At 64.8% G+C, this 20,404-nt stretch carries 21 protein-coding genes; 6 read left to right on the top strand and 15 right to left on the bottom strand.

Annotated features, from left to right (window positions below):
* Positions 1-954 carry a transglutaminase-like cysteine peptidase gene (locus KTQ36_RS11205; protein ID WP_218633737.1) on the bottom strand — a complete coding sequence of 318 codons (954 nt, stop codon included), beginning with the start codon at positions 952-954 and terminating at the stop codon, positions 1-3.
* Positions 955-1,019: 65 nt separating this feature from the next.
* A complete protein-coding gene (locus KTQ36_RS11200; RefSeq protein WP_218633736.1) occupies positions 1,020-1,814 on the bottom strand; it encodes an alpha/beta fold hydrolase in 795 nt (264 codons plus the stop codon).
* A 126-nt stretch (positions 1,815-1,940) separates the two neighbouring features.
* Between KTQ36_RS11200 and KTQ36_RS11195 the strand changes: the two genes are divergently transcribed.
* Both KTQ36_RS11195 and KTQ36_RS11190 read left to right on the top strand, forming a co-directional pair.
* The gene (locus tag KTQ36_RS11195) at positions 1,941-2,993 is read left to right on the top strand and encodes an RcnB family protein (protein WP_255554588.1); all 1,053 of its coding nucleotides are present in this window, start codon (positions 1,941-1,943) and stop codon (positions 2,991-2,993) included.
* A gap of 128 nt (positions 2,994-3,121) precedes the next feature.
* Entirely contained in the window at positions 3,122-3,337 is a 216-nt protein-coding gene (locus KTQ36_RS11190) for a hypothetical protein (protein ID WP_218633735.1), read from the top strand.
* Here the strand turns inward: KTQ36_RS11190 and KTQ36_RS11185 are convergent.
* On the bottom strand, positions 3,334-3,843 hold the full coding sequence (locus KTQ36_RS11185) for a DUF1003 domain-containing protein (RefSeq protein WP_218633734.1): 510 nt from the start codon (positions 3,841-3,843) through the stop codon (positions 3,334-3,336). The genes KTQ36_RS11190 and KTQ36_RS11185 overlap by 4 nt on opposite strands.
* A 39-nt stretch (positions 3,844-3,882) precedes the next feature.
* The gene (locus KTQ36_RS11180; RefSeq protein ID WP_218633733.1) at positions 3,883-5,472 is read right to left on the bottom strand and encodes a lysine--tRNA ligase; all 1,590 of its coding nucleotides are present in this window, start codon (positions 5,470-5,472) and stop codon (positions 3,883-3,885) included.
* 214 nt (positions 5,473-5,686) lie between these two features.
* On the opposite strand from KTQ36_RS11180, the gene KTQ36_RS11175 reads away from it, so the two are divergent.
* Genes KTQ36_RS11175 through KTQ36_RS11165 form a run of 3 tightly spaced genes read left to right on the top strand, consistent with a single transcriptional unit; the run spans position 5,687 to position 10,135 of the window.
* Positions 5,687-8,347 carry an ATP-dependent DNA helicase gene (locus KTQ36_RS11175; protein ID WP_218633923.1) on the top strand — a complete coding sequence of 887 codons (2,661 nt, stop codon included), beginning with the start codon at positions 5,687-5,689 and terminating at the stop codon, positions 8,345-8,347.
* 35 nt (positions 8,348-8,382) lie between these two features.
* Entirely contained in the window at positions 8,383-9,636 is a 1,254-nt protein-coding gene (locus tag KTQ36_RS11170) for a M20 metallopeptidase family protein (protein WP_218633732.1), read from the top strand.
* Positions 9,599-10,135, top strand: a complete 537-nt coding sequence (locus KTQ36_RS11165; RefSeq protein WP_218633731.1) for a SixA phosphatase family protein — start codon at positions 9,599-9,601, stop codon at positions 10,133-10,135. The genes KTQ36_RS11170 and KTQ36_RS11165 overlap by 38 nt, the downstream gene beginning before the upstream one ends.
* Here the strand turns inward: KTQ36_RS11165 and KTQ36_RS11160 are convergent.
* The 8 genes from KTQ36_RS11160 to KTQ36_RS11125 form a co-directional block, all read right to left on the bottom strand.
* Positions 10,132-10,467, bottom strand: coding sequence for a MerR family transcriptional regulator (locus tag KTQ36_RS11160; protein ID WP_218633730.1), 336 nt, complete (start codon positions 10,465-10,467; stop codon positions 10,132-10,134). The two genes, KTQ36_RS11165 and KTQ36_RS11160, sit on opposite strands and share 4 nt — an antisense overlap.
* The gene (locus tag KTQ36_RS11155) at positions 10,467-10,793 is read right to left on the bottom strand and encodes an integration host factor subunit alpha (protein ID WP_218633729.1); all 327 of its coding nucleotides are present in this window, start codon (positions 10,791-10,793) and stop codon (positions 10,467-10,469) included. Before KTQ36_RS11155 ends, KTQ36_RS11160 begins: the two co-directional genes overlap by 1 nt.
* A 120-nt stretch (positions 10,794-10,913) precedes the next feature.
* Complete coding sequence (locus KTQ36_RS11150) at positions 10,914-11,873, bottom strand: beta-ketoacyl-ACP synthase III (RefSeq protein ID WP_218633728.1); 960 nt, start codon at positions 11,871-11,873, stop codon at positions 10,914-10,916.
* Positions 11,870-12,919, bottom strand: coding sequence for a phosphate acyltransferase PlsX (gene plsX, locus KTQ36_RS11145; protein WP_218633727.1), 1,050 nt, complete (start codon positions 12,917-12,919; stop codon positions 11,870-11,872). Before plsX ends, KTQ36_RS11150 begins: the two co-directional genes overlap by 4 nt.
* Positions 12,920-12,946: 27 nt before the next feature.
* Positions 12,947-13,126, bottom strand: coding sequence for a 50S ribosomal protein L32 (rpmF, locus tag KTQ36_RS11140; RefSeq protein ID WP_218633726.1), 180 nt, complete (start codon positions 13,124-13,126; stop codon positions 12,947-12,949).
* A 135-nt stretch (positions 13,127-13,261) separates the two neighbouring features.
* On the bottom strand, positions 13,262-13,927 hold the full coding sequence (locus KTQ36_RS11135) for an MBL fold metallo-hydrolase (RefSeq protein ID WP_218633725.1): 666 nt from the start codon (positions 13,925-13,927) through the stop codon (positions 13,262-13,264).
* A gap of 12 nt (positions 13,928-13,939) precedes the next feature.
* Positions 13,940-15,175, bottom strand: coding sequence for a dipeptidase (locus tag KTQ36_RS11130; RefSeq protein WP_218633724.1), 1,236 nt, complete (start codon positions 15,173-15,175; stop codon positions 13,940-13,942).
* Complete coding sequence (locus KTQ36_RS11125; RefSeq protein WP_218633723.1) at positions 15,175-17,097, bottom strand: S9 family peptidase; 1,923 nt, start codon at positions 17,095-17,097, stop codon at positions 15,175-15,177. Before KTQ36_RS11125 ends, KTQ36_RS11130 begins: the two co-directional genes overlap by 1 nt.
* A 98-nt stretch (positions 17,098-17,195) precedes the next feature.
* On the opposite strand from KTQ36_RS11125, the gene pabB reads away from it, so the two are divergent.
* A complete protein-coding gene (gene pabB / locus KTQ36_RS11120) occupies positions 17,196-18,944 on the top strand; it encodes an aminodeoxychorismate synthase component I (protein WP_218633722.1) in 1,749 nt (582 codons plus the stop codon).
* Here the strand turns inward: pabB and pdeM are convergent.
* The 3 genes from pdeM to KTQ36_RS11105 are packed head-to-tail and all read right to left on the bottom strand — an operon-like array spanning position 18,941 to position 20,379.
* Positions 18,941-19,603 carry a ligase-associated DNA damage response endonuclease PdeM gene (pdeM, locus tag KTQ36_RS11115; RefSeq protein ID WP_218633721.1) on the bottom strand — a complete coding sequence of 221 codons (663 nt, stop codon included), beginning with the start codon at positions 19,601-19,603 and terminating at the stop codon, positions 18,941-18,943. The genes pabB and pdeM overlap by 4 nt on opposite strands.
* Positions 19,604-19,630: 27 nt before the next feature.
* Entirely contained in the window at positions 19,631-20,089 is a 459-nt protein-coding gene (locus tag KTQ36_RS11110) for a hypothetical protein (RefSeq protein WP_218633720.1), read from the bottom strand.
* A complete protein-coding gene (locus tag KTQ36_RS11105; protein WP_218633719.1) occupies positions 20,089-20,379 on the bottom strand; it encodes a hypothetical protein in 291 nt (96 codons plus the stop codon). The genes KTQ36_RS11110 and KTQ36_RS11105 overlap by 1 nt, the downstream gene beginning before the upstream one ends.
* Between the last annotated feature and the right edge of the window lie 25 nt (positions 20,380-20,404).

Raw genomic sequence — 20,404 nt, 5'->3', positions numbered from 1 at the left:
TTAGCGATTGGCCGCGGGGCGGACCGGCATGATGTCGGCGAGCGCGACGCGCTGTCCATCCTGCAATGCCGGCATGTAGCTGGCGATATTGACCGGCGGGAAGTCCGGGCGGTCATAGCGCTGATAGCCGTGAGTCCATGCCTTGCCCGCCGAATAGGTCAAGATCGGGCGATAGTCGGCAATGTCCGCTGCATCGACGATGCGGTCGGTTCCATTGTCGAGCACTTGGAAGCGGCCACCAGAGCGCACGGCGAGCACAGCATGGTCCGCACGGCGAACGAGATCTTTGAGAACGACGAGATAGAGATCGTCGCTGGCAAAGCCCGCAGCGCGCAGCATCTGCATCTTGGCGATGGCATAATCTTCGCAGTCGCCGCGACCGCGAGAGAAGGTTTCGCCGGCCGAGAGCCAGCGGTCCGCTCGACCGAACTGGGCGCGGTCCTCGGTGAAGGCGACGCGACCGTTTACGTAGCGGTTCACGCGATCGAGGATCGTCGCCTCGTTCATGCCGCGCAGGCCGCGAGCATATCGGGCAGCGGCGCCATAAACCGGTCGACGCTCGACGGCGGCCCAGCGCTGGTCGAACGGCGTCTTGCCGACTTCGAGCGCGACCGTACCGAACAGGTCGGGGCGGCTCGGGTGCGCACGGCGGTCGATCGCTGCGCGCTGGACATAAGGAGTGGGGCGATCATAGGCCGCATAGCTCGCCGGGGCAGGAAGCCGGGCCGGCGCTTCGCGCACCGCGACACCCTGCTTGCCCAGCAGGGCCGCCAGCGCCGAACCCTGGCCAAGGATGGCGTCCGACTTGGCGCTCGAAAAGGTGCGTTCTGCCAGCTGGAACTGCGCGCCATTCTTTCCCGCATCGTCCTCCGCAAGCGCGGCGGACGGGGCGAGAAGGAGCGCGGCGGCGCTCGACAGCTTCAGGGCAAGCGAAATGGGGGCGTGCTTGATCATGCCCCGACTTTTCGCAGGACAAGAAGAAGGCCCCGCTAAAGAGCTTGGTTAAAGCGCCGGTAAGGCTATGGCTTTTCGTTCAGATTGGACAGGAATTCATCCGAAACACGGTTAAAATCGTCCGGCCGTTCGGCATTTGCGAGATGGCCGGCGCCCTGGATGATCTCCAGCCGCGCGCCGGGAATCGACTCGACCAGTTTGATCGAAAGGATCGGCGGCGTGATCTTGTCCTCGCTCCCACAGGTGATGAGCGTCGGGATGGCGATCGATTCGACGCGGCGGCGCTGGTCGGCGAGCCAGACGGCTTTCGCGCCATGGACGTAGGCATCAGGATCGATCGACGCCATCGTGTCGATGACCTCCTCGCGCAGCCCCTCCGGCGCCCCGGGTGCGATCAGCGCGTCGACCCGCGCTTCGGCAAGCCCGCGCATGCCGAGCTCGCGTGCCGCGGCGAGCGAGCGGTCATGGATCGCCTCCCCTTCGGGATGCAGCGCGAAACTGTCGGCGATGTGCAGGCTCGCGCAGCGGCGCGGGGCCAGCGAGGCCATCGCGATCGCTACGACGCCGCCCAGCGAGAGTCCGCATATATGCGCGCGCTTGATCTCGAGCGCGTCAAGCAGCGCGACCATGGCCTTGGCATAGTCGTCATGCCCCGCGCCAAGCTTGAACGCGCTGTTCCCGTATCCGGGGTAGTCTGCCGCGATGGCGCGACGGGCTTTTCCGAAATGATCCAGTTGGGGCTGCCAGACGCGTTTGTCCGACCCCACCCCGTGGAGGAAGAGGATCGGCAGGTCGTTCGGTGCCGCAGGCGACTGTTCTAGATAGCCGATCCGGCCTTCGCTGGTGTCGATGGTTGCCATGTCGCGAGCATGGCAGCGCCGGTGCGCATTGCAAGAGGCTGACGGGAAGGTTCAGGATAGGGTCATGCAGCGGTGCGCAGGGTGCGACTCAGTCAAGTATGCGTATGTAATAGGGAGACGGGCAGCATGAATAGGCCCCTTCTATTGTCGAGCCTTGCAATGGCGATGCTGGTCAGCGCCGGACCCGCCCAGGCCGAGAATTTGAATATCGAACGCGAGCGCCTTGAGGTGCGCGCGGATCAGGATCGAGACCGACAGAGCCGAAGCGAGCGCCGCGCAAAGCGCGACAAGGCGCGCGCGGAGCGACGCGGTAACCGGGACAATGCGCGGTCCGAGCGTCGTGGCAATCGCGACGGCGCAAGGTCGGAGCGTCGTGGAAACCGCGACAATGCTCGCAGCGAGCGGCGCAACAATCGTGCCGACCGCGTGCAGCGTTCAAGCGGCGGCGAGCGCCAGGTCGGGCGTGGCCGCAGCCAGGTCGAGCGAATTCGCGAGCGTGCCCGCGACCAGCGTCGCAATAATGAAGAACTTCGTCGGGAAATCGTCGATCGGTCGAAGGATCGGTGGGAGCGTCAGGAGCGCCGGCAGGATCGTCGTGCCGACCGGCGCGCCGAACGTCGTGAGGACCGCCGCGCGGACCGCCGGGCCGACCGTCGGGACGATCGCCGTGCCGACCGCCGCCGCGACCGGATCGAGGATCGTATCCGTGACGTGAGGCGCGACAGCTATCGCGACGGTCGCCGTGACGCCCGCCGCGATTATCGTGACGGACGGCGCGATCGTTATCGTGACGCGCGCCGTGACGGCTACCGTGACGGTCGCCGCGACGGCTATCGCGACGGACGCCGTGACTATCGCCGCGACCATCGTCGGTGGGAACGCAAGCGCTGGCGGGCGGATCGCCGCTACGACTGGCGTCGCTATCGCGACTACAACCGGTCGATCTTCCGCCTCGGAATCTATTATGATCCGTTCGGCTGGGGCTATCGCCGGCACAATATCGGCAACTATCTCCGGTCGGCATTCTATCGCGACCGCTACTGGATCAACGATCCCTGGCGCTATCGCCTGCCGCCGGTCTACGGCCCCTATCGCTGGGTCCGCTATTATGACGACGCCCTGCTGGTCGACATTTACGACGGCCGCGTGGTGGACGTGATCCACGACTTCTTCTGGTAGGAAGACGTCCGGATAGGAAATGTAGGGCGCTCGCCTCTTCGATGAGGCGGGCGCCCTTTTCCTGTCGGCGAGCGACGGAACGGCGCATGCGATCTGCCCGTTATTCCTGCGAAAGTAGGAGAACTCTCATGGCAGACGTCAACGCCAACAAGGCCCAGGGAAAAACAGGTGGTCCTTCGATCGCCTCGACCGGGCCGCAAGACGCCACCAATAGCCCCGATAGCCAGAAGGGCGATGCCGCCAATGCGATCGGGCAGAAGGAAAAGGGCGAGCAGGCCCCGAACGCGGGTCCGACCGGCGGCAAGCAACCGACCGATCCGGTGCAGAGCGAACCGACAGACTAGCGCTTCGACGCCGCGACCTGTTCGGCCAACGCGTCGAGCTTTTCGTGCAGTCGCATGATCTCGAGTTCGTTGCGCAGGTTGACCTCGTAATCGAGCCGGGCAGCGATGCGGTCGCGCTCGCCCGAGCGATTCTGGCTCATCATGATGATCGGCGCTTGGACTGCCGCCAGTGTCGATAGGCAAAGATTGAGGAAGATGAAGGGATAGGGGTCGAAGCGGATGCCGAGCGCCTCGGGGACACCGCTATTCAGCGTCATCCACGCTGCGAGCACGAAGGCGAAGAAAAAGATGAACCCCCAACTGCCTCCGATGGAAGCGACCTTGTCGGCCATTCGGTCGCCGAAACTCTCTTCGTCATCGGCGAGCGTGTTGGGATCGCGGCTGACTAGCTTGCGATAATGAACAAGGTCGAGCACACGTCGCTCGAAATCGTTGACGCTTTCGATGGACTTGCCGAGCAGGTCGATCGCCAGTTGGTCGACGCTGCGCTTTGTGGTCTTGGTCACCGCGCCCCTCCCTCCAATGAAGAGACAGGCTAGCGTGGCCTAGGCTGCCATGTCGAGCGCTTCGGCGATCAGTTTTCGCGTATTCTCGACGCCGTAGAGCGCGATGAAGCTGCCCATGCGCGGGCCCTGCTCGGACCCTAGCAGCGTTTCGTAAAGCGTCTTGAACCAGAGGCGGAGATTGTCGAACGGGTGACGCTTGCCGACCTCGAAGACGATCGTCTGAATGTCTTCGGCAGCGGTGTCCTCGGCAATCTTCGCTAGTTCCTCGTCGAGATCGCGCAGCGCCTCGCGCTCATGCTCGGCAGGCGCGCGGCGCTTGAGGCCAGGAACCACGAAATCGCGCGCGTAATTGACGGCAAGGCCGATCAGTTCGTCGAGTTCGGGGTCGCTTTCGGGAGACGCGCCGGGCGCCTGTCGCTGCACGAACTTCCACGCCAGATCCTTATCCTGGACGCCAGGTAGCGAGACGAGGTTGAGAAGCAGGCCGAACGTCACTGGAAGGGTGGTCGACGGCACGTCGCCGCCATGGACGTGATGGACCGGGTTGCCGAGCTTCTTCTCGGGCGGCTGGTCCGGATAATTGCCGCGAAACTGCCAATATTCATCGACCGCGCGCGGCACCAGCCCGAGGTGCAGGTTTTTCGCCTTCCTCGGTTCGCGATAGATGTAGAAGGCGAGGCTTTCCTGGCTGCCATAGGTGAGCCATTCCTCGATCGAGAGGCCGTTGCCCTTCGACTTGGAAATCTTCTCGCCATTCGCGTCGAGGAACATCTCGTAGATCATGCCTTCGGGCTTGCGCCCGCCGAGCACCTTGGCAATGCGCCCGGACTGGACACCGCTATCGGTCAGGTCCTTGCCATACATCTCATAGTCGACGCCGAGTGCGACCCAGCGCATGGCCCAGTCGACCTTCCACTGGCACTTGGCCTGACCGCCCAGCGCGGACTGTTCGACGCGCGTACCGTCCTCGTCCTCGAAGGCGATCATGCCTGCGTCGGCATCGAGCACCTCGACCGGCACCTGGAGCACGCGGCCCGTGGTCGGGGAGACCGGCAGGATCGGCGAATAGGTGGCACGGCGCTCGTCGCGCAGCGTCGGCAGCATGATGTCGAGAATGTCCTTGTTGTGGCGCATGACATTGCGAAGCGCATCGTCGAACGCGCCGCTATTATATTTGTCGGACGCCGAGGCGAATTCGTAGTCGAAGCCATAATCGTCGAGGAAACGACGAAGCATCGCATTGTTATGCGCTGCGAAGCTGTCATGATCGCTTTCGAACGGATTGGGGATGCGCGACAGCGGCTTGCCGAGATGCTCGGCCAGCATTTCCCGATTGGGCACATTGTCCGGCACCTTGCGCAGTCCGTCCATGTCGTCGCTGAACGCGATGAGTTTGGTCGGCGCGCCGTCGGTCAGCTCTTCATAGGCGCGGCGGACCATGGTCGTGCGCAGCACTTCGTTGAAGGTCCCGATATGCGGCAGTCCCGAGGGGCCGTAGCCGGTCTCGAAGACCATCGGCGCGCCTTCGGGCTTTCCGTCGGGCCAGCGTTTGATCAGCCGCCGCGCCTCTTCATAGGGCCACGCCTTGCTCGTCTGCGCCGCTGCGCGAATGTCGGGATCGATGCTCATGCTGCGCCTGCTAACTGCGCACCGGTGCCAGTGCAAGGGCAGGGCTGTCGGATATCATCCAACACTCCAGTGAAAAGGCAGCCACGACGACCGTTCACGAAGAATAGTCGCGCGAGGGCGTTGCCCTTTCGTTCCGATATGGTGAAAAGGGGAAGTGGCCAGTCCGCTTCCCCTTCCTGCTTTGCACGCCACGCACGGCGGCGTCTGGCGATCCATGCCCGGCGGCGGCGTGGGGACCGTCGGCCGCGGCGAAGCGGTCGCGCGCGCTGCGGAGACGCCCCACATCTTTCTCAACGGGCCGCTGATCGGCGGGCGGCTCGGCTACCCCGAGCTGTCGGGGCTCGATCTGCTCGAACTGTTTGCCTTCGTCCATCCTGCGCGCTTTGCCGTGCCCACGGTGAAGGGCTTCGCCAAGACATTGGGGCTGGCAACGCCCACCAACGACATGGAAGCCGCAGCCCTGCTGCCCGAGATTGCCGGCGCGCTGCTCGACCGGATCGACGACCCGGCCTGGCCCGAGCGCGAAGGCGCGTGGATGGTCGCGAGCACCTTGCAGCGCCACGGTTGGCCCTGGGCGAACCTGGTGCTCGAGCGACTGGCGATGCCCGAACGGGCCGAACGCTCGCTCTTTTCGCGCCTGCCCGAGTGGGAGGAAGGTGCCGAGCCAAGCTTCCCGCGCACGATCAAGGTCGATCCCGCTGCTGCCAAGCGGCGGCTCGACGCGCTGACCGGTCAGGGCGCCGAACCGCGCGAAGGGCAGCAGCAGATGGCGGCGGAGGCGGCCGGCGTCTTCGATCCGCGCGAGGCGCCCGGGCGCCCAAACCTGTTGCTCGCCGACGCCGGAACGGGAATTGGCAAGACGCTCGCCTATCTCGCTCCCGCCTCGCTCTGGGCGGAGGAAGCGGGCGGGACGGTCTGGATCTCGACCTATACCAAGGCGCTCCAACGACAGCTTGATGCGGAAAGCGAACGGCTTTTCCCCGATCCCCAAGAACGCAAGCGACGGATCGTCGTGCGCAAGGGCCGCGAGAATTACCTCTGCCTGCTCAATCTCGAAGACGCGATGCAGGGCGGTTTTGCGGGCCGGGCCGCAATCCTCGCCCAGCTCGTGGCGCGCTGGGCGGCCTATACCAAGGATGGCGACATGGTCGGGGGCGACCTTCCCGGCTGGCTCCCGAGCCTGTTCCGGCGTGCAGGCGCGACTGCGCTTACCGACCGGCGCGGGGAATGCGTCTATGCCGGTTGTGCCCATTATCGCCGCTGCTTCATCGAACGCGCCGAGCGGGCGGGGCGCGAGGCCGACCTGGTCATCGCCAACCACGCGTTAGTCATGGTCAATGCTGCGCGCGCCAAGCCCGGCGCGCCGACGCGGATCGTGTTCGACGAGGGCCATCACTTGTTCGACGCCGCGGACTCGACCTTTGCCGCAGCGCTGACCGGGCGCGAGGCGATCGAGCTGCGCCGCTGGATCGTCGGGCCTGAGGGCAAGTCGCGCGGGAGGCGGCGCGGGCTCGAGGCCCGCCTGATGGACGTCGCATCCTACGACGAGGAAGGCGGCCGCGCGCTTGCCGATGCGGTCGAGGCTGCCAAATCGCTCAACAGCGACGGTTGGCTCGGGCGGATTGGGGAGGGCGATCCATGGGGGCCGCTCGAAAAGCTGTTCGCCGAAGTGCGCTCGATGACGTACGCGCGGGCCAAGGCCGAAGATGCCGGATACGGCATCGAGACCGAACTGGCCGAAGTCGATGGCGCGCTGGTGTCGGCGGCGGGGAACGCGCTCGATGCGCTGGAGGCGATCGCCAAGCCGCTCGCTACGCTGTCTCGCAGGCTGGAGGCAGTGCTCGAAGAAGCGCCCGACTGGCTCGATGCGCAGGCACGGGCGCGCGTCGAAGGCTCGATCCTGTCGCTCGGTTGGCGACGCGAGACGCTCGCTGCTTGGATGGCAATGCTGGGTCGGATCGGCGGTCCGAGCGATCCGGACTTTGTCGACTGGCTCGCGATCAATCGCATCGAGGCACGCGAATATGATATCGGCATCCGTCGCCACTGGCTTGACCCGACGCGGCCACTGGCTAAGGCGGTGCTCGAGCCTTCGCATGGGGTCGTCGTGACCTCGGCAACGCTCAAGGGCGCCGAAGGCTGGGACCGGGCGGAGGCGCGAACCGGCGCGCTGCACATGGAAAAGCCCGCCGACCTGTTCGAGGCCAAAAGCCCCTTCGATTATGCCGCCAACACCGAAGTGCTGGTGGTCACCGACATCCGACAAGGCGATATCCCCGCGCTGGCGGGTGCTTACGCGCGGCTGATCGAAGCGGCAGGCGGCGGGACGCTGGGTCTTTTCACCGCTATCAAGCGGCTGCGGGCTGTCCACGCCCGTATCGCTGACCGATTGGCGCGCGCGGGGCTTCGCCTTTACGCGCAGCATGTCGATCCGATCGACACGGGCACGCTGGTCGACATGTTTCGCGACGAGCCCAAAGCGAGCCTGCTTGGCACGGACGCGCTGCGCGACGGAGTCGACGTGCCGGGGCAATCGCTGCGGCTGGTGGTGATGGAGCGTGTGCCATGGCCGCGCCCGACCGTCCTTCACGCGGCGCGTCGGCTGGCGGCTGGCGGTCGTCACTATGACGACGAAGTCGTGCGCGCCAAGCTGGCGCAGGGCTTCGGTCGGCTGATCCGCCGCCAGGGCGATCATGGGCGCTTCGTGCTCCTCTCCGCAGCCATGCCGTCACGGCTGCTGACCGCCTTTCCCGAGGGCGTGGCAGTCCACCGCCTTCCGCTCGACCAGGCGGTCGCGCGGATCGAGAGCGGACCGCCAAGTGCGAAGCAGCCCTCTTCGTCGTTCGAAGAAAATGACTTGATCGACCGCGATTGAGCCCGTCCACTACGGAACAGAACGGGAGGTACGCCATGGCTGTGAAATCTCGATGGGTTGCTCTGGCGCTGGCCGTGACCGCCATCGCAGCTCCGGCGCAAGGCGAGCCCGACCTCCGAAGCGTACTGAACGCTACGATCGAATCCCACGAGGACGAGATCATCGCGCTGCGGCGCGACCTTCATCGTCACCCTGAAATTTCGGGCGAGGAAGAACGCACCGCCGCTGTCCTGGCAGACGCCTTACGAGGCTATGGCTACGACGTTCGCACTGGCGTTGGCGGACACGGTCTGGTTGCGACGTTGCCAGGCGCGACCGTAGGCCCGCTCATGGCGTATCGGGCGGACATGGATGCGGTCCGCGATCCGTCGCCCGACCCAGTCGCGTTCGCGTCGGTCAACGAAGGGGTCCGCCACATATGCGGACACGACATGCATATGGCGATCGCGATGTCGATGGCGCAGGCCTTCGCAATCCATCGCGAGCAGTTGCCCGGCTCGGTGACATTCATCTTCCAGCCCGCCGAGGAATCAACGCAGGGCGCCCGCGACATGCTTGCGGACAATGTGTTCGCAGAGCGGATGCCGGACGCAATCTATGGCCTGCACAGTGCACCGATGCCGACCGGAACGATCGGCGCGGCGAAAGGCGTGATGATGCCCGCGCGCGATCGCATCGTGATCCGGATCGAGGGTGAAAAGGCGTCGCTGGCGGGCGAGGCGATGCGCGACGCCGTGGTCGGGCTCAATACGCTCGAGAGCCCCTTTTCGTCCCAGCCGCTCGATAGCGACTTCGCCTCCGTCCCCGGTGCGAACCTGGAGGTGAATTCGCAAAGCGAGGTCGTGGTGGGCAGTTTCCTGACGCGCGCGGTGGACCATGTGTCCGCCGATGCCGAGGCGAGGCTTAAGGAGGCCGCCGAGGCGATGCGAGACCGCTATCCCGGGACACGAATCGCAATCGAGTATGACCCCGCCAATGTGCCCGGCGTGGTCAACGATCCCGACCTGACGGCGCTCGCCCTGGCCGATGCGCGATCGATCCTGTCCGCTGATGCGGTCGCCGAATTCGAAACGCTGATCCCGAGCTTCAGCGAGGATTTCGGCCACTTTCAACGGGTGGTGCCCGGCGCATTCTTCTTCCTCGGCATGACCGGACCGGGGTCGGCAACGCCGGCCATGCCCCACTCCCCCGGATTTGTCGCCGACGAAGCGGCGCTCATGTTCGGTGCGCGCGTCATGAGTCACGTCATGATTGCGCAGATGGAGCGATTGGCGGAAGCGGGGGGCTGACGCGATTCCCGATCTCCTTCTTCTACGCCACGCCAAATCGGACTGGCACGCCGATTATGGCCGCGACTTCGATCGACCGCTCAATGCGCGCGGGCGCAAGGCGGCGGAGGCGATGGGAAAATTTCTTGCCAAGCAGCCCGCCATCGACCGTGTGCTGGCCAGTCCGGCGCGGCGGGTGGCCGAGACGTTGGACCGTGTCGGTGCGCATTGCGACCTGCCGGAGATCGAGTGGGTCGAGAGCCTCTATGGCGCGAGTCAGGGCACGGTCGTGGACCTCGCACGAAGGTGCTTGGTGGAGCGTCTGCTCGTCGCCGGGCACAACCCCGTGACGCACATGGTTGCCGCCACCTTGACCCGTCCTGACGGGAGCGAAGACTGGCATATGTTGCAGCGCAAATATCCGACCGGCGCGCTAGTCGAACTGCGTTTTATGAGCTGGGACGATATCGGTGCCGGAAACGGCGAACTTCTGCGCTTCGTGCGCCCGCGCGACCTTTAAGAAATCGCCGCGGCGAGGCGGTCGCGGATCGACTTGAGCGCGGCCACGTCGATTGCCGGCGCAGGCGTTTCGGCTGGAGCGGCCGGTTCGACCGTGCCGTCCTTGAGCGCTTTGACCGCGCCCTTCACCGTATAGCCTTCTTCGTTGAGGAGGCGGTTGATCGTCGCGGCGAGCGCGACGTCGTCGGGTCGGTAATATCGTCGGTTACCTGCACGCTGCAGCGGGCGGAGCTGGTAAAACTTGGTTTCCCAATATCTTAGGATGTGCTGGGCGACCCCGAGCTTCTCGGAGACCTCACCGATGGTCAGGAAGGCGCCGGGGTCTTTCGCCATCAGGCGATCTTGTCGCGCATGATCTGGCTGGCGCGGAAGGTCATCACGCGACGCGGTGCAATCGGCACTTCGACGCCCGTCTTCGGGTTGCGGCCGATCCGCTCGCCCTTGTCGCGCAGGATGAAGCTGCCGAAGCCGGAAATCTTCACATTCTCGCCCTCGGAGAGCGAGTGGCACATGTGGAACAGGACGCGTTCGACCAGGTTCGCCGATTCGGCGCGGCTGAGGCCCAACTTGCGGTGCACGACGTCGGCAAGGTCCGCGCGGGTCATCGTTCCTGCCTCGTCGCTATCATGGGTCGTGCGGGCAATTCCTGCATCGGCCATAAGGTTCTCCACCCCCTATTTAGCGGTCGGCACACCCCCCCTGGAGCCCGCAGACCTGAAATCTCTCGAACGGTCAGGACGACCGCTTGGCGACATTGTTGACCAATTTTTCGAGTGAATTCAATAGCGAAGTACGGCCGCGCCCCAAGTCAGTCCGCCGCCCATCGCTTCCATGACGATGACCTGCCCGCGCTGGATCCGCCCGTCGCGCACCGCCTCGTCAAAGGCGAGCGGCACCGACGCTGCGGAGGTGTTGGCGTGCTTGTGGACCGTGATGACGACCATCTCGTCGGGGAGGCCGAGTTTCTTCGCGGTGGCGTCGAGGATGCGCTGGTTGGCCTGGTGCGGGACGACCCAATCGACGTCCTCGGGCGTGAGGCCCGCGCCTTCGAGCGTTTCCTTCAGGACGCCCGCCAGATTGACCACGGCGTGGCGGAAGACTTCGCGCCCGCGCATCTTGATCGTCCCCACCGTTTGGGTGCTGGAGGGGCCGCCATCGACATAGAGAAGATCGTTATGCTTCCCCTGCGCATGGAGGCGCGTGTCGAGGAGACCGGCTTCGCCTTCTTCCGCTTCGAGGACGATCGCGCCTGCGCCGTCGCCGAACAGCACGCAGGTCGCGCGATCTTCCCAGTCGAGGATGCGGCTCATCGTTTCTGCGCCGATCACCAGCGCGCGCTTGGCATTGCCGCCGCGCAGCATCGAGTCGGCGACGCTCAGGGCGTAGAGGAAGCCGGTGCAGACCGCGGCGACGTCGAAGGCGATGCAGTCGTCGATACCAAGATTGGCCTGGACCGTGGTCGCGGTGGCCGGGAAGGTCTGGTCGGGCGTGCAGGTCGCAAGGACGATCAGGTCGATGTCGCTTGCCGCGATGCCTGCGGCCTCGAGCGCCTTCAGCGAAGCTTCGGTGGCAAGCGTCGAGGTCGTCTCGCCTTCGCCGGCGAGGTAGCGCTGGCGAATGCCCGTGCGCTCGACAATCCAATCGTCGGACGTGTCGACCTTCTGCGCGAGTTCGTCGTTGCTGACGCAACGCTTGGGCAGGGCCGATCCCGACCCTTTGATGACCGAACGAAGCGTCACTCTGCCGTCTCGTCCGAGAAGGCGTGGGCGCGGAAATTGTCGAGATCTTCGGTGATCCGCTGCGTGATGTCGTTGCGCACCATCGAGGCGGCTACGCGGATCGCATTGGCAACGCCCTTGGCATTGGCACTGCCATGGCTCTTCACGACCAAGCCGTTGAGGCCGAGGAAGACCGCGCCATTATGGTTGTTGGGGTCGAGATGCACCTTGAGGAGGTGCAGCGCAGGGCGCGACAAGGCGAAGCCCGCCTTCGAGCGTAGCGAACTGGTGAATGCGCGGCGCAACAGGTCGGTGACGAAACGCGCGGTGCCCTCGGCGGTCTTAAGCGCGATGTTGCCCGAAAAGCCGTCGCACACCACCACGTCGACATCGCCGCGCGCCAGCTTGTCACCCTCGGTGAACCCGCCGAACTGCATCGGCAGGTAATCGGCCTCGCGCAGCATGCCGGCAGCTTCCTTGAGCTCGTCGGTGCCCTTCAATTCCTCGGTGCCGATGTTGAGAATTTTGACGCGGGGCTTGTCGAGTTCGAGGACGGTGCGGGCATAGGCCGACCCCATCACCGCGAACTGCACGAGGTTTTGCGCGTCGCATTCGGTATTGGCGCCCAGGTCGAGCATGACCACGTCGTTGTCGCCAAGCGTCGGGAGCAGCGCCGCAAGCGCCGGGCGATCGATCCCGCTCATCGTGCGCAGCGCCAGCTTGCTCATCGCCATCAGCGCGCCGGTATTGCCTGCCGACAGCGCCGCGTGGGCGCGATCGTCTTTCACCGCGCCGATCGCCATGCCCATCGACGTGGTCTTGGCGCGGCGAATCGCCTGGCTCGGCTTTTCGGTGCCGGCGATGGCGTCTTCGGCGTGGCACAGGGTTGCCGCCGCCTTGAGGCGCGGATGCGCGTCAAGCTCCGCAGTGACCTGTGTTTCGTCGCCGTAGAGCAGGAATTTCAGGCTGGGATCGCGGTCGAGCGCAAGCGCGGCCCCGGCGACCATCGTCGCGGGGCCGTCATCTCCACCCATGGCGTCGATGGCGATGCTCGGGTTCGCGACCACGCGCTATTCCCTTAGCTCGCCAGCGACTTAGGCGTCGGGTTCGATGATCAGGCGACCGTTATAGTGGCCGCAAGCATCGCACATATTGTGCGGGCGCTTGAGTTCACCGCAGTTCGGGCATTCCTGGAATGCATCCGGCTTCAGCGCGTGATGGCTGCGGCGCATGCCCTTCTTGGAGGGCGTGGTTTTTCTCTTAGGGACGGCCATGACGGCACCTTCTTACAATAAACCAAAAAAATGAGCGATCATCCGCGACCAGCTCGTCGGGGAAACCCCGCGGCGGCGCCGGATCATCGCTAGACGGGGCGCTCTATAGCGGATTTCCCATGGGTTGCAAGGCTTCTAGCCCCCTTGCAGAGCGGCGTCTCCCACGAAGGGGTTGGAGGCGCGTTCCGCCCCGAACGTGCTCATCGGACCATGGCCCGGGACGAAGGCGGTGTCATCGCCCATCGGCCAGAGCTTCTGCGTGATCGAATCGAGCAGGTCCTGGTGGTTGCCGCGCGGAAAATCCGTGCGCCCGATCGACCCCTTGAACAGGACATCGCCGACGATCGCGAGCTTCGACTCGGGGCTATGGAAAATGATGTGGCCGGGCGTGTGGCCGGGGCAGTGGGCGACATTCATCGTCACCTCGCCCACTGTCACCGTATCGCCATCCTCGAGCCAGCGGTCAGGTTCGAACGGGACACCGGGGACCCCGTAGCGCGCACCGTCCTCCTCGAGCCGCGAGATCCAGAAGCGATCTTCCTCCTGTGGCCCCTCGATCTTCAGCCCCAGCTCCTCGGCCAGCACCTTTGCCGAACCGCAATGGTCGATATGTCCGTGGGTGATCAGGATTTTCTCCATCTCCACTCCGGTCTGTTCGATCGCGGCCTTGAGCTTGTCGAGGTCGCCGCCAGGATCGACCAGCGCAGCCTTGTTGGTCTTCGCGCAAACGATGAGCGAGCAATTCTGCTGGAGCGGCGTCACCGGGATGATCGCCAGCCTGAGGGGCGGAGTGTCGGACATGGTGGCGGGCGTTTAGTCTTCCATGTCGGGCTTGTCGAGCGAGGGCGGGACATCGGCCATCGCTGCAGCCGCTGCTTCGGCACCGCGCAAGGCACGCAGGAAATTGCCACCCGCGAGCTTGGCGAGATTCTCGTCCGACCAGCCGCGCGCGATCAGTTCGGCGAACAGGTTGGGATAATCGTCGACGCTGTCGAGCCCGTCGACGGTCGAGCTGATCCCGTCGAAATCGCCGCCGATGCCGACATGATCGTAGCCGGCGACCCTGGCGATATGATCGACATGGTTGGCTACCATTGAAACGGTTACGCGCGGCATCGGATTGCGCTCTTCCCAGCGTTCCAGCGCCGCGGCGAGCTCCTCGGGGGTCTCACCCGGATGCTTGGCTTCGTGACGCGCGCGATAGGCGCTGCGATTGGCGAACCAATCCCAATTCTCGTCGCTGATGAAGCTGGGAACGAAGGTGACCATAACCACCCCGCCATTGTCGGAAAGGCGTTCGAGCACGCTGTCGGGCACGTTGCGCGGGTGGCCGCCGACGCCGCGCGCGCTGCTGTGCGAGAAGATGACCGGCGCGCGCGAGGCATCGAGCGCGTCGTGCATGGCCGCTTCGGTGACGTGGCTCAAATCGACCAGCATGCCGATGCGGTTCATCTCCTTGATGACTTCGACGCCAAAGTCGGACAGGCCGTCATGCTTGGGCGCATCGGTGGCGCTGTCGGCCCAGCCGGTGGTCGCCGAATGGGTGAGCGTCATGTAGATCGCACCGAGCTTGCGGAACTGGCGGAGTGCGGCGAGATTGCCGCCAATCTGGTGCCCGCCCTCGATCCCCGCGAAGGAGGCGATGCGGCCGCTGGCATGGATCGCTTCGATCTCGTCCGCAGTGTCTGCCCAGGCGAGCGTATCGGGATAGGCCGCGATCAGCCGGTCGGTAATGTCGATCTGTTCGATCGTGTAGCGCACCGCCTCGTCGCCGGTGATGCTGGCGGGGATATAGACCGACCAGAGCTGCGCCCCGACACCGCCCGCCTTAAGCCGGTCCATGTCGGTATGGAGCGGTTCGCTATCGCTCTGGAGGTTGGCGACATCGCCCTCGCGGCGGAAGCGCGTCGCGATCGGCAGGTCGTTATGCCCGTCGACCAGCGGAGTCTCGGCAAGGATGCGGTCGATCCGCGCCTTCACGTCGGGCGCGATTTCGGGAACGGGCGTGGGCTGTGCGGCAATACTGGCCGCGATGACGGCGCTGAGCATTAGTTATTCTCTCCCATGACCTGGCTCCAGAACAGGATTTCGGCAGCGATCTGATAATCGCGATTGTCCTTCTTGGCGAAGCCGTGGCCTTCATTTTCGCCGACGAGATACCAGACGTCCTGGCCCGCCTCGCGCACCTTGGCGACCAGTTGGTCGGCCTCCGACTTGGGAACGCGCGGGTCGTTGGCGCCCTGGATGACGAACAGCGGGTCGCTGATCTCGGTGATGCGGGTCATGGGCGAGATTTCGACCAGCTTGGCGCGCTGCTCCGGATCGCGCTCGTCGCCATATTCGGCGCGGCGCAGGTCACGGCGATAATCCTGCGTATTCTCGAGGAAGGTGACGAAGGAGGAGATGGCGACGTTGCAAACCGCGCCGTTGACCTTGTCGGGATAATGGATGGCGGTGGCGTAGCACATGTAGCCGCCATAGCTGCCCCCGGTCACGCCGATCCGGTCGGAATCGATCGCTGCGTCGCTCGCGAAATGGTCGAGGAAGGCGCCGATATCCTTGACACTGTTTTCGCGCAGGAACGGGCCGTTATCGAGGCTGACGAAGCGCTTACCGAAGCCGGTCGAGCCGCGCACGTTGGGGTAGAAGCGGGCGTAGCCGAGTTCGTTGACGTAATAATTGTCGGTGCCGCGCGAGGTCGCTGCGGTCTGTCCTTCGGGGCCGCCGTGAATGTCGATGATCAGTGGGCGCGGTCCCGGAAATTTCGATGGGTCGGGGCGATAGAGCAGTCCGGTGACGCGCTCGCCGTCGAAGCTCTCGATGCTAACGATCTCGGGATCGGCATTGCGGTCGAGGTCGATGCCGCCGCTCTCGCTCTTCGTCCAGCGGGTCAGCTCGAGCGTGTCGGTGTCGAGCGCGTAGGCGTCGGTGCCCTTGTTGGACGTCAGCGTCATGCCAAGCGTGTTGTCGGGCGAGAAATCGAACCCGCCGACGACGCCGGGCGGAAGCGTCGTGACCGGGCGGATCGTGCCGCTCGCCATGTCGCGAAGGTAGAGCTTGGAGAGGCCGGCCTCGCTGGTCTCGATCGCCATCATGCTGCCGTCATCGGAGATGACGAAGCCCGACACGTCCCAGTCGCCGAAATCGCCGACTGTGGTGAAGGCGCCGGTGGCGAGGTCGAGCATGCCGAGCCGCTTGAAGTCGGATCCTTCGTCGGAGGTAACCCAGAGATTGCCGTCATTGTCGAATCCCGCGCCCATCTGCGAAATGACGCGAGAGGGATCGCCGATCGGGGCAACCTCGCCCGACGCCAGGTCGAGCAGGTAATAGTCATTCTTCTGGACCGAGGTGTAATGGCCGATGACCAGCTTGCTGCCGTCGGGCGAGAAGGCGGCGGCATAATAGCCGACGGTCGGGGCCTCGAAGATCATGCGCGCCGAGGACGGATTCGCGGGGTTCATCAAGTAGATGTCGCTTTCGCGGCCGTTGCGCTTGGTCGATCCGAAGGCGAAGGCGCTGCTATCCTCCATCCAGGGGCCCATGCCGTTGCGGCTTTCGCCGTCGGTGAGGAGGGTGAGGCGGGCATTGTCGTAGAGATAGAGCTGGTTGAATTCGCTGCCGCCCGCATCCTTGGAGACGATCATGGTTTCGCCGTCCGGGCTAAGGCTTGCGCCGACCGGCTCGCTCTCGAACGTAATCTGCTGGCGCATGCCGAGCGGCATGGTGACGCGGTGAATCTGGCTGACATTGCCGAAACGGGTGCTGATCAGCATCGATCCGTCCTTGGGGTCCCAACCACGGAACCCCGCGCTGCGCCCCTCGAGATAGCCGCGCGCATCGTCGTAAATTTCGGCCGGGATATCGGGCATGCCGCTGGCGGTGAGCGTGCTGGGCTTGTCCATCACGTCCTGCGCGAGCGCGGGAGAGGCGGTGCCGATCAGGAGGGTGGCGAGAGCGGAGCGAAAGATCATGTGCGGTGTCCCCTGTGATTTGGTCGGCGCGAAGGAAGCATTGTCGCGGGGCGCTGGCAAGCTGGACCTCGACGAATGGCGGGCCTAGGCGATGGAGAATGGACGCGCCCTTCTGCCTATTCGACGATGCACGGCCCGACAGCGAGGCTGGCGCGCTGCTGTTCGAAAGCCCGCGCGAAGTGGTGGTCGCCGAGCGATTGGGGCAGGTGCGGCCCGCGCTCGAGCGGCTGCGCACGGCGCTTGCCGAGGGCAACTATGCCGCCGGATATCTTGGCTACGAAGCCGGTCATGCGCTCGACCCGGCGCTTGAGGCATCGGCGCGCCAAGGGGATAGGCCGCTCTTGTGGTTCGGTCTGTTCGACGCGCCGCAGAGGCTTTCGAAGGCAGACATCGAGGACTTGCTCTCGGACCGTGAGGGTCGTGTCGCCTCGCCAGTCCCAAGGATAGCCGAAGCAAAATATGTGGCGGCGGTCGAACGGGTGCGCGAGGCGCTGTTTGCGGGCGACTATTACCAGGCCAACCTCACCTTTCAGAACGATGTTGCGGTGGGCGGCAGCGCGCTGGGGCTTTACCGCGCATTGCGATCGCACGGAACCGGCGGTTGGGGCGGTGTGCTTGCGACGGAAAGCTACGAACTAATTTCTGTTTCGCCTGAACAATTTTTTAAGGTCGAAAATGGTTGTCTCTCTGCAAAACCAATGAAGGGGACCGCGCCGCGCGGGGAAAGCCCAGAGATCGACCGGAAGTTGGCTAAGGAGCTTGCCGCCGACGAAAAGCAACGGGCGGAAAATCTGATGATCGTCGACCTGCTGCGCAATGACATGGCGCGGGTCGCAGTGCCCGGGACGGTGCGGGTGCCGAAGCTCTTTGCGGTCGAAACCTACCCGACGGTCCACCAGATGGTGTCCGAGATCGAGGCCGAACTGGCGCCCGGCATGACGGCGGTCGATGCGATCGAGAAATTGTTCCCGTGCGGGTCGGTGACGGGCGCGCCCAAGATTGCGGCGATCAAGGCACTGCGTGAGCTCGAGCCGGAGCCGCGCGGCGCCTATACTGGCTCGATGGGCTGGATGTCGCCGAATGGCGATGCGGCCTTCAATGTCATGATCCGTACGCTCGAACGTGTGGCGGGCTCGTCACAGGCGCGGCTTGGACTCGGATCGGGGCTTGTCGTCGATTCGGTGCCGCGCCATGAGTGGGCCGAGTGCCGTCTCAAGGGGAAGTTCGTGGAAGACGCGGCGAGCGAATTCGATCTTATCGAAACCATGCGTTACGATCCGGAAGAGGGGATCATCGCCCTCGAGGCGCACTTGCTGCGCATGAAGGAAGCGGCGGCCGCTCTCGGCTTTGCCTACGACCGTCACGATGCCCGCAACGAGCTGCAGGCGGCGACGTTCGGCAAGCCCGACGTGTCGCTGGTCCGACTGCTCGCGTCGCGGACCGGCGCGATGGCGATCGAGGTGCGGCCCCTTGGTGATCCGCCGACCGAACCGGTATCGGTGGAGGTCGTGCCGATGGAGGTTGAGCCGGGCGACTTCCGTCTCGACTACAAGACGACCGACCGCGCATTCTATGACGATCCTCGGAAGACGAGCGAGGCGCACGAAGTTGTCTTCGAACGCGCCGACGGGACGATTACCGAAGGGAGCCGCTCGTCGGTTTTCGTCGAGCGAGATGGCACGCTGGTCACCCCGCCGCGCAGCGCAGGGCTGATGCCAGGTGTCTTCCGTCAGGGGATGATCGATGAAGGCAAGGCAGTCGAGGGCGACGTGACCCGCGCTGATCTTGCGAATGGCTTCTTCATCGGCTCGTCCGCGCGCGGCCTGCTCGCGGCGCGGCTGGTCTAGGCGGCGATCGGGAAACGCAAGAGCCGGTCGCTGACCGGTACCAAGGCCTCGGCGGACTGGCCGACCTTCTTCACGATTTCGGGATGCGCGGCGTCGAGCCCGCCCGTCAACGCGCCGTAGGCCGGCAGGATCAGCTTGGTCGCGCTGGCGACGAAACAGCGCCGCGACACCCGCCGCCCGCGTGCCTTCACGCGCAGCTTGGGGTGGTAGTGGCCGCTCATTTCGGGACGGGGCTCGCCAAGCTCGGCCTCGTGACGCAGGATCACGCCGTCCAGTTCGACCTCGTCGGCGATGCTGCCGCCGCAATGGTCGATGAAGCCCGCATCGTGGTTGCCGGTGATCCAGGCCCAATCGACCGTTTCGGTCAGGCGGGTGAGGAGGTCGCGGGCGTTTTGGGGCAGGCGGTCGCAGCCGAACTTGTCGTGGAAACTGTCGCCGAGGCAGTAGACGGACTGAGCGTCGGTTTGCTGAATGTCGTGTTCGACGCGGGTCAGGGTCTCGTGGCTGTCATGGGGCGGGAGCATCTGGCCGAAACGGGCGAAAAAGCTGGCCTTTTCAAGGTGTAAGTCCGCGACCAGCAGGGCGGATTGCGCCTGCCACCAAAGCGCGCCCGAAGGAAGGGCGACAAAGTTACGGTCTGCGAACGAAAGGGGAACCATTTCCCAGCCTTAGACAGGCGATGCGAGTCACGCCAAGTGATTTATGACATGGTCGCGCAGCGCGCGGGCATCGTGGAGCGCATTGTGCGGCACATCGCTATTCTTGGCAGGCGAAAAGCCGGGCAGGGTCAGCAGGCGCAGCGTGAAGGGCGGCACGGTGACCATGACACCCGGCCCCGTCACCAGCAGCATCGAGAATTGCGACAGGTCCTCGGGCCAGTCGGCGCAGATCTCGGGCTCGGGATCTGCGGCGAGATAATGGGCGAGATGGTGCGCGGCGCTGTCGCGGTCGACCGGCGCGTCCTTGAGATGCTCGGGCACGGTATTGAGATAGGGGACGACGTGACGTTCGACCCATGGCTCGATCCGCGCGGGCGGGGTGAGGACGGTATAGAATTCTTCCTGGGCATCGTCTTCGGGCACGAGCGCGAGGCTCATCAAAGCGCCGCCGAAGCCATTATATTCGGTGTCCAGGAAGTAGCGCATCAATCGGGGACGACGAAGACCGGGCGCGGCGGACACTCACGGCCGCGCGCTTCGAGTTTGGCGCATTCGTCGGACCATTCGCGCATCGCCTTGGCATGACGTTCCTCGGCCTTGCGCAACTCCTTGCCGCGCTTCTGGTCGGCCTCGGCCTGGCTGACGGTGACGGCATCGACCGCCTCGCCGGCCACCTTGACCGGGATGGTGGCGACATCGACCGCGGTTTCGGCGACCTTGGACACGAGACAGCCCGAGAGGCTGCAGGCGAGGAGGGGAAGGATCAGAATACGCATAATCCGCCCTCCATAGCGCGAAAGG

This window comes from Sphingomicrobium clamense, from assembly GCF_019264355.1.
GTDB lineage: Bacteria > Pseudomonadota > Alphaproteobacteria > Sphingomonadales > Sphingomonadaceae > Sphingomicrobium > Sphingomicrobium clamense.
Note: the sequence above shows the minus strand (reverse complement) of the source record. Positions and strands in the feature narration are given on the sequence as shown.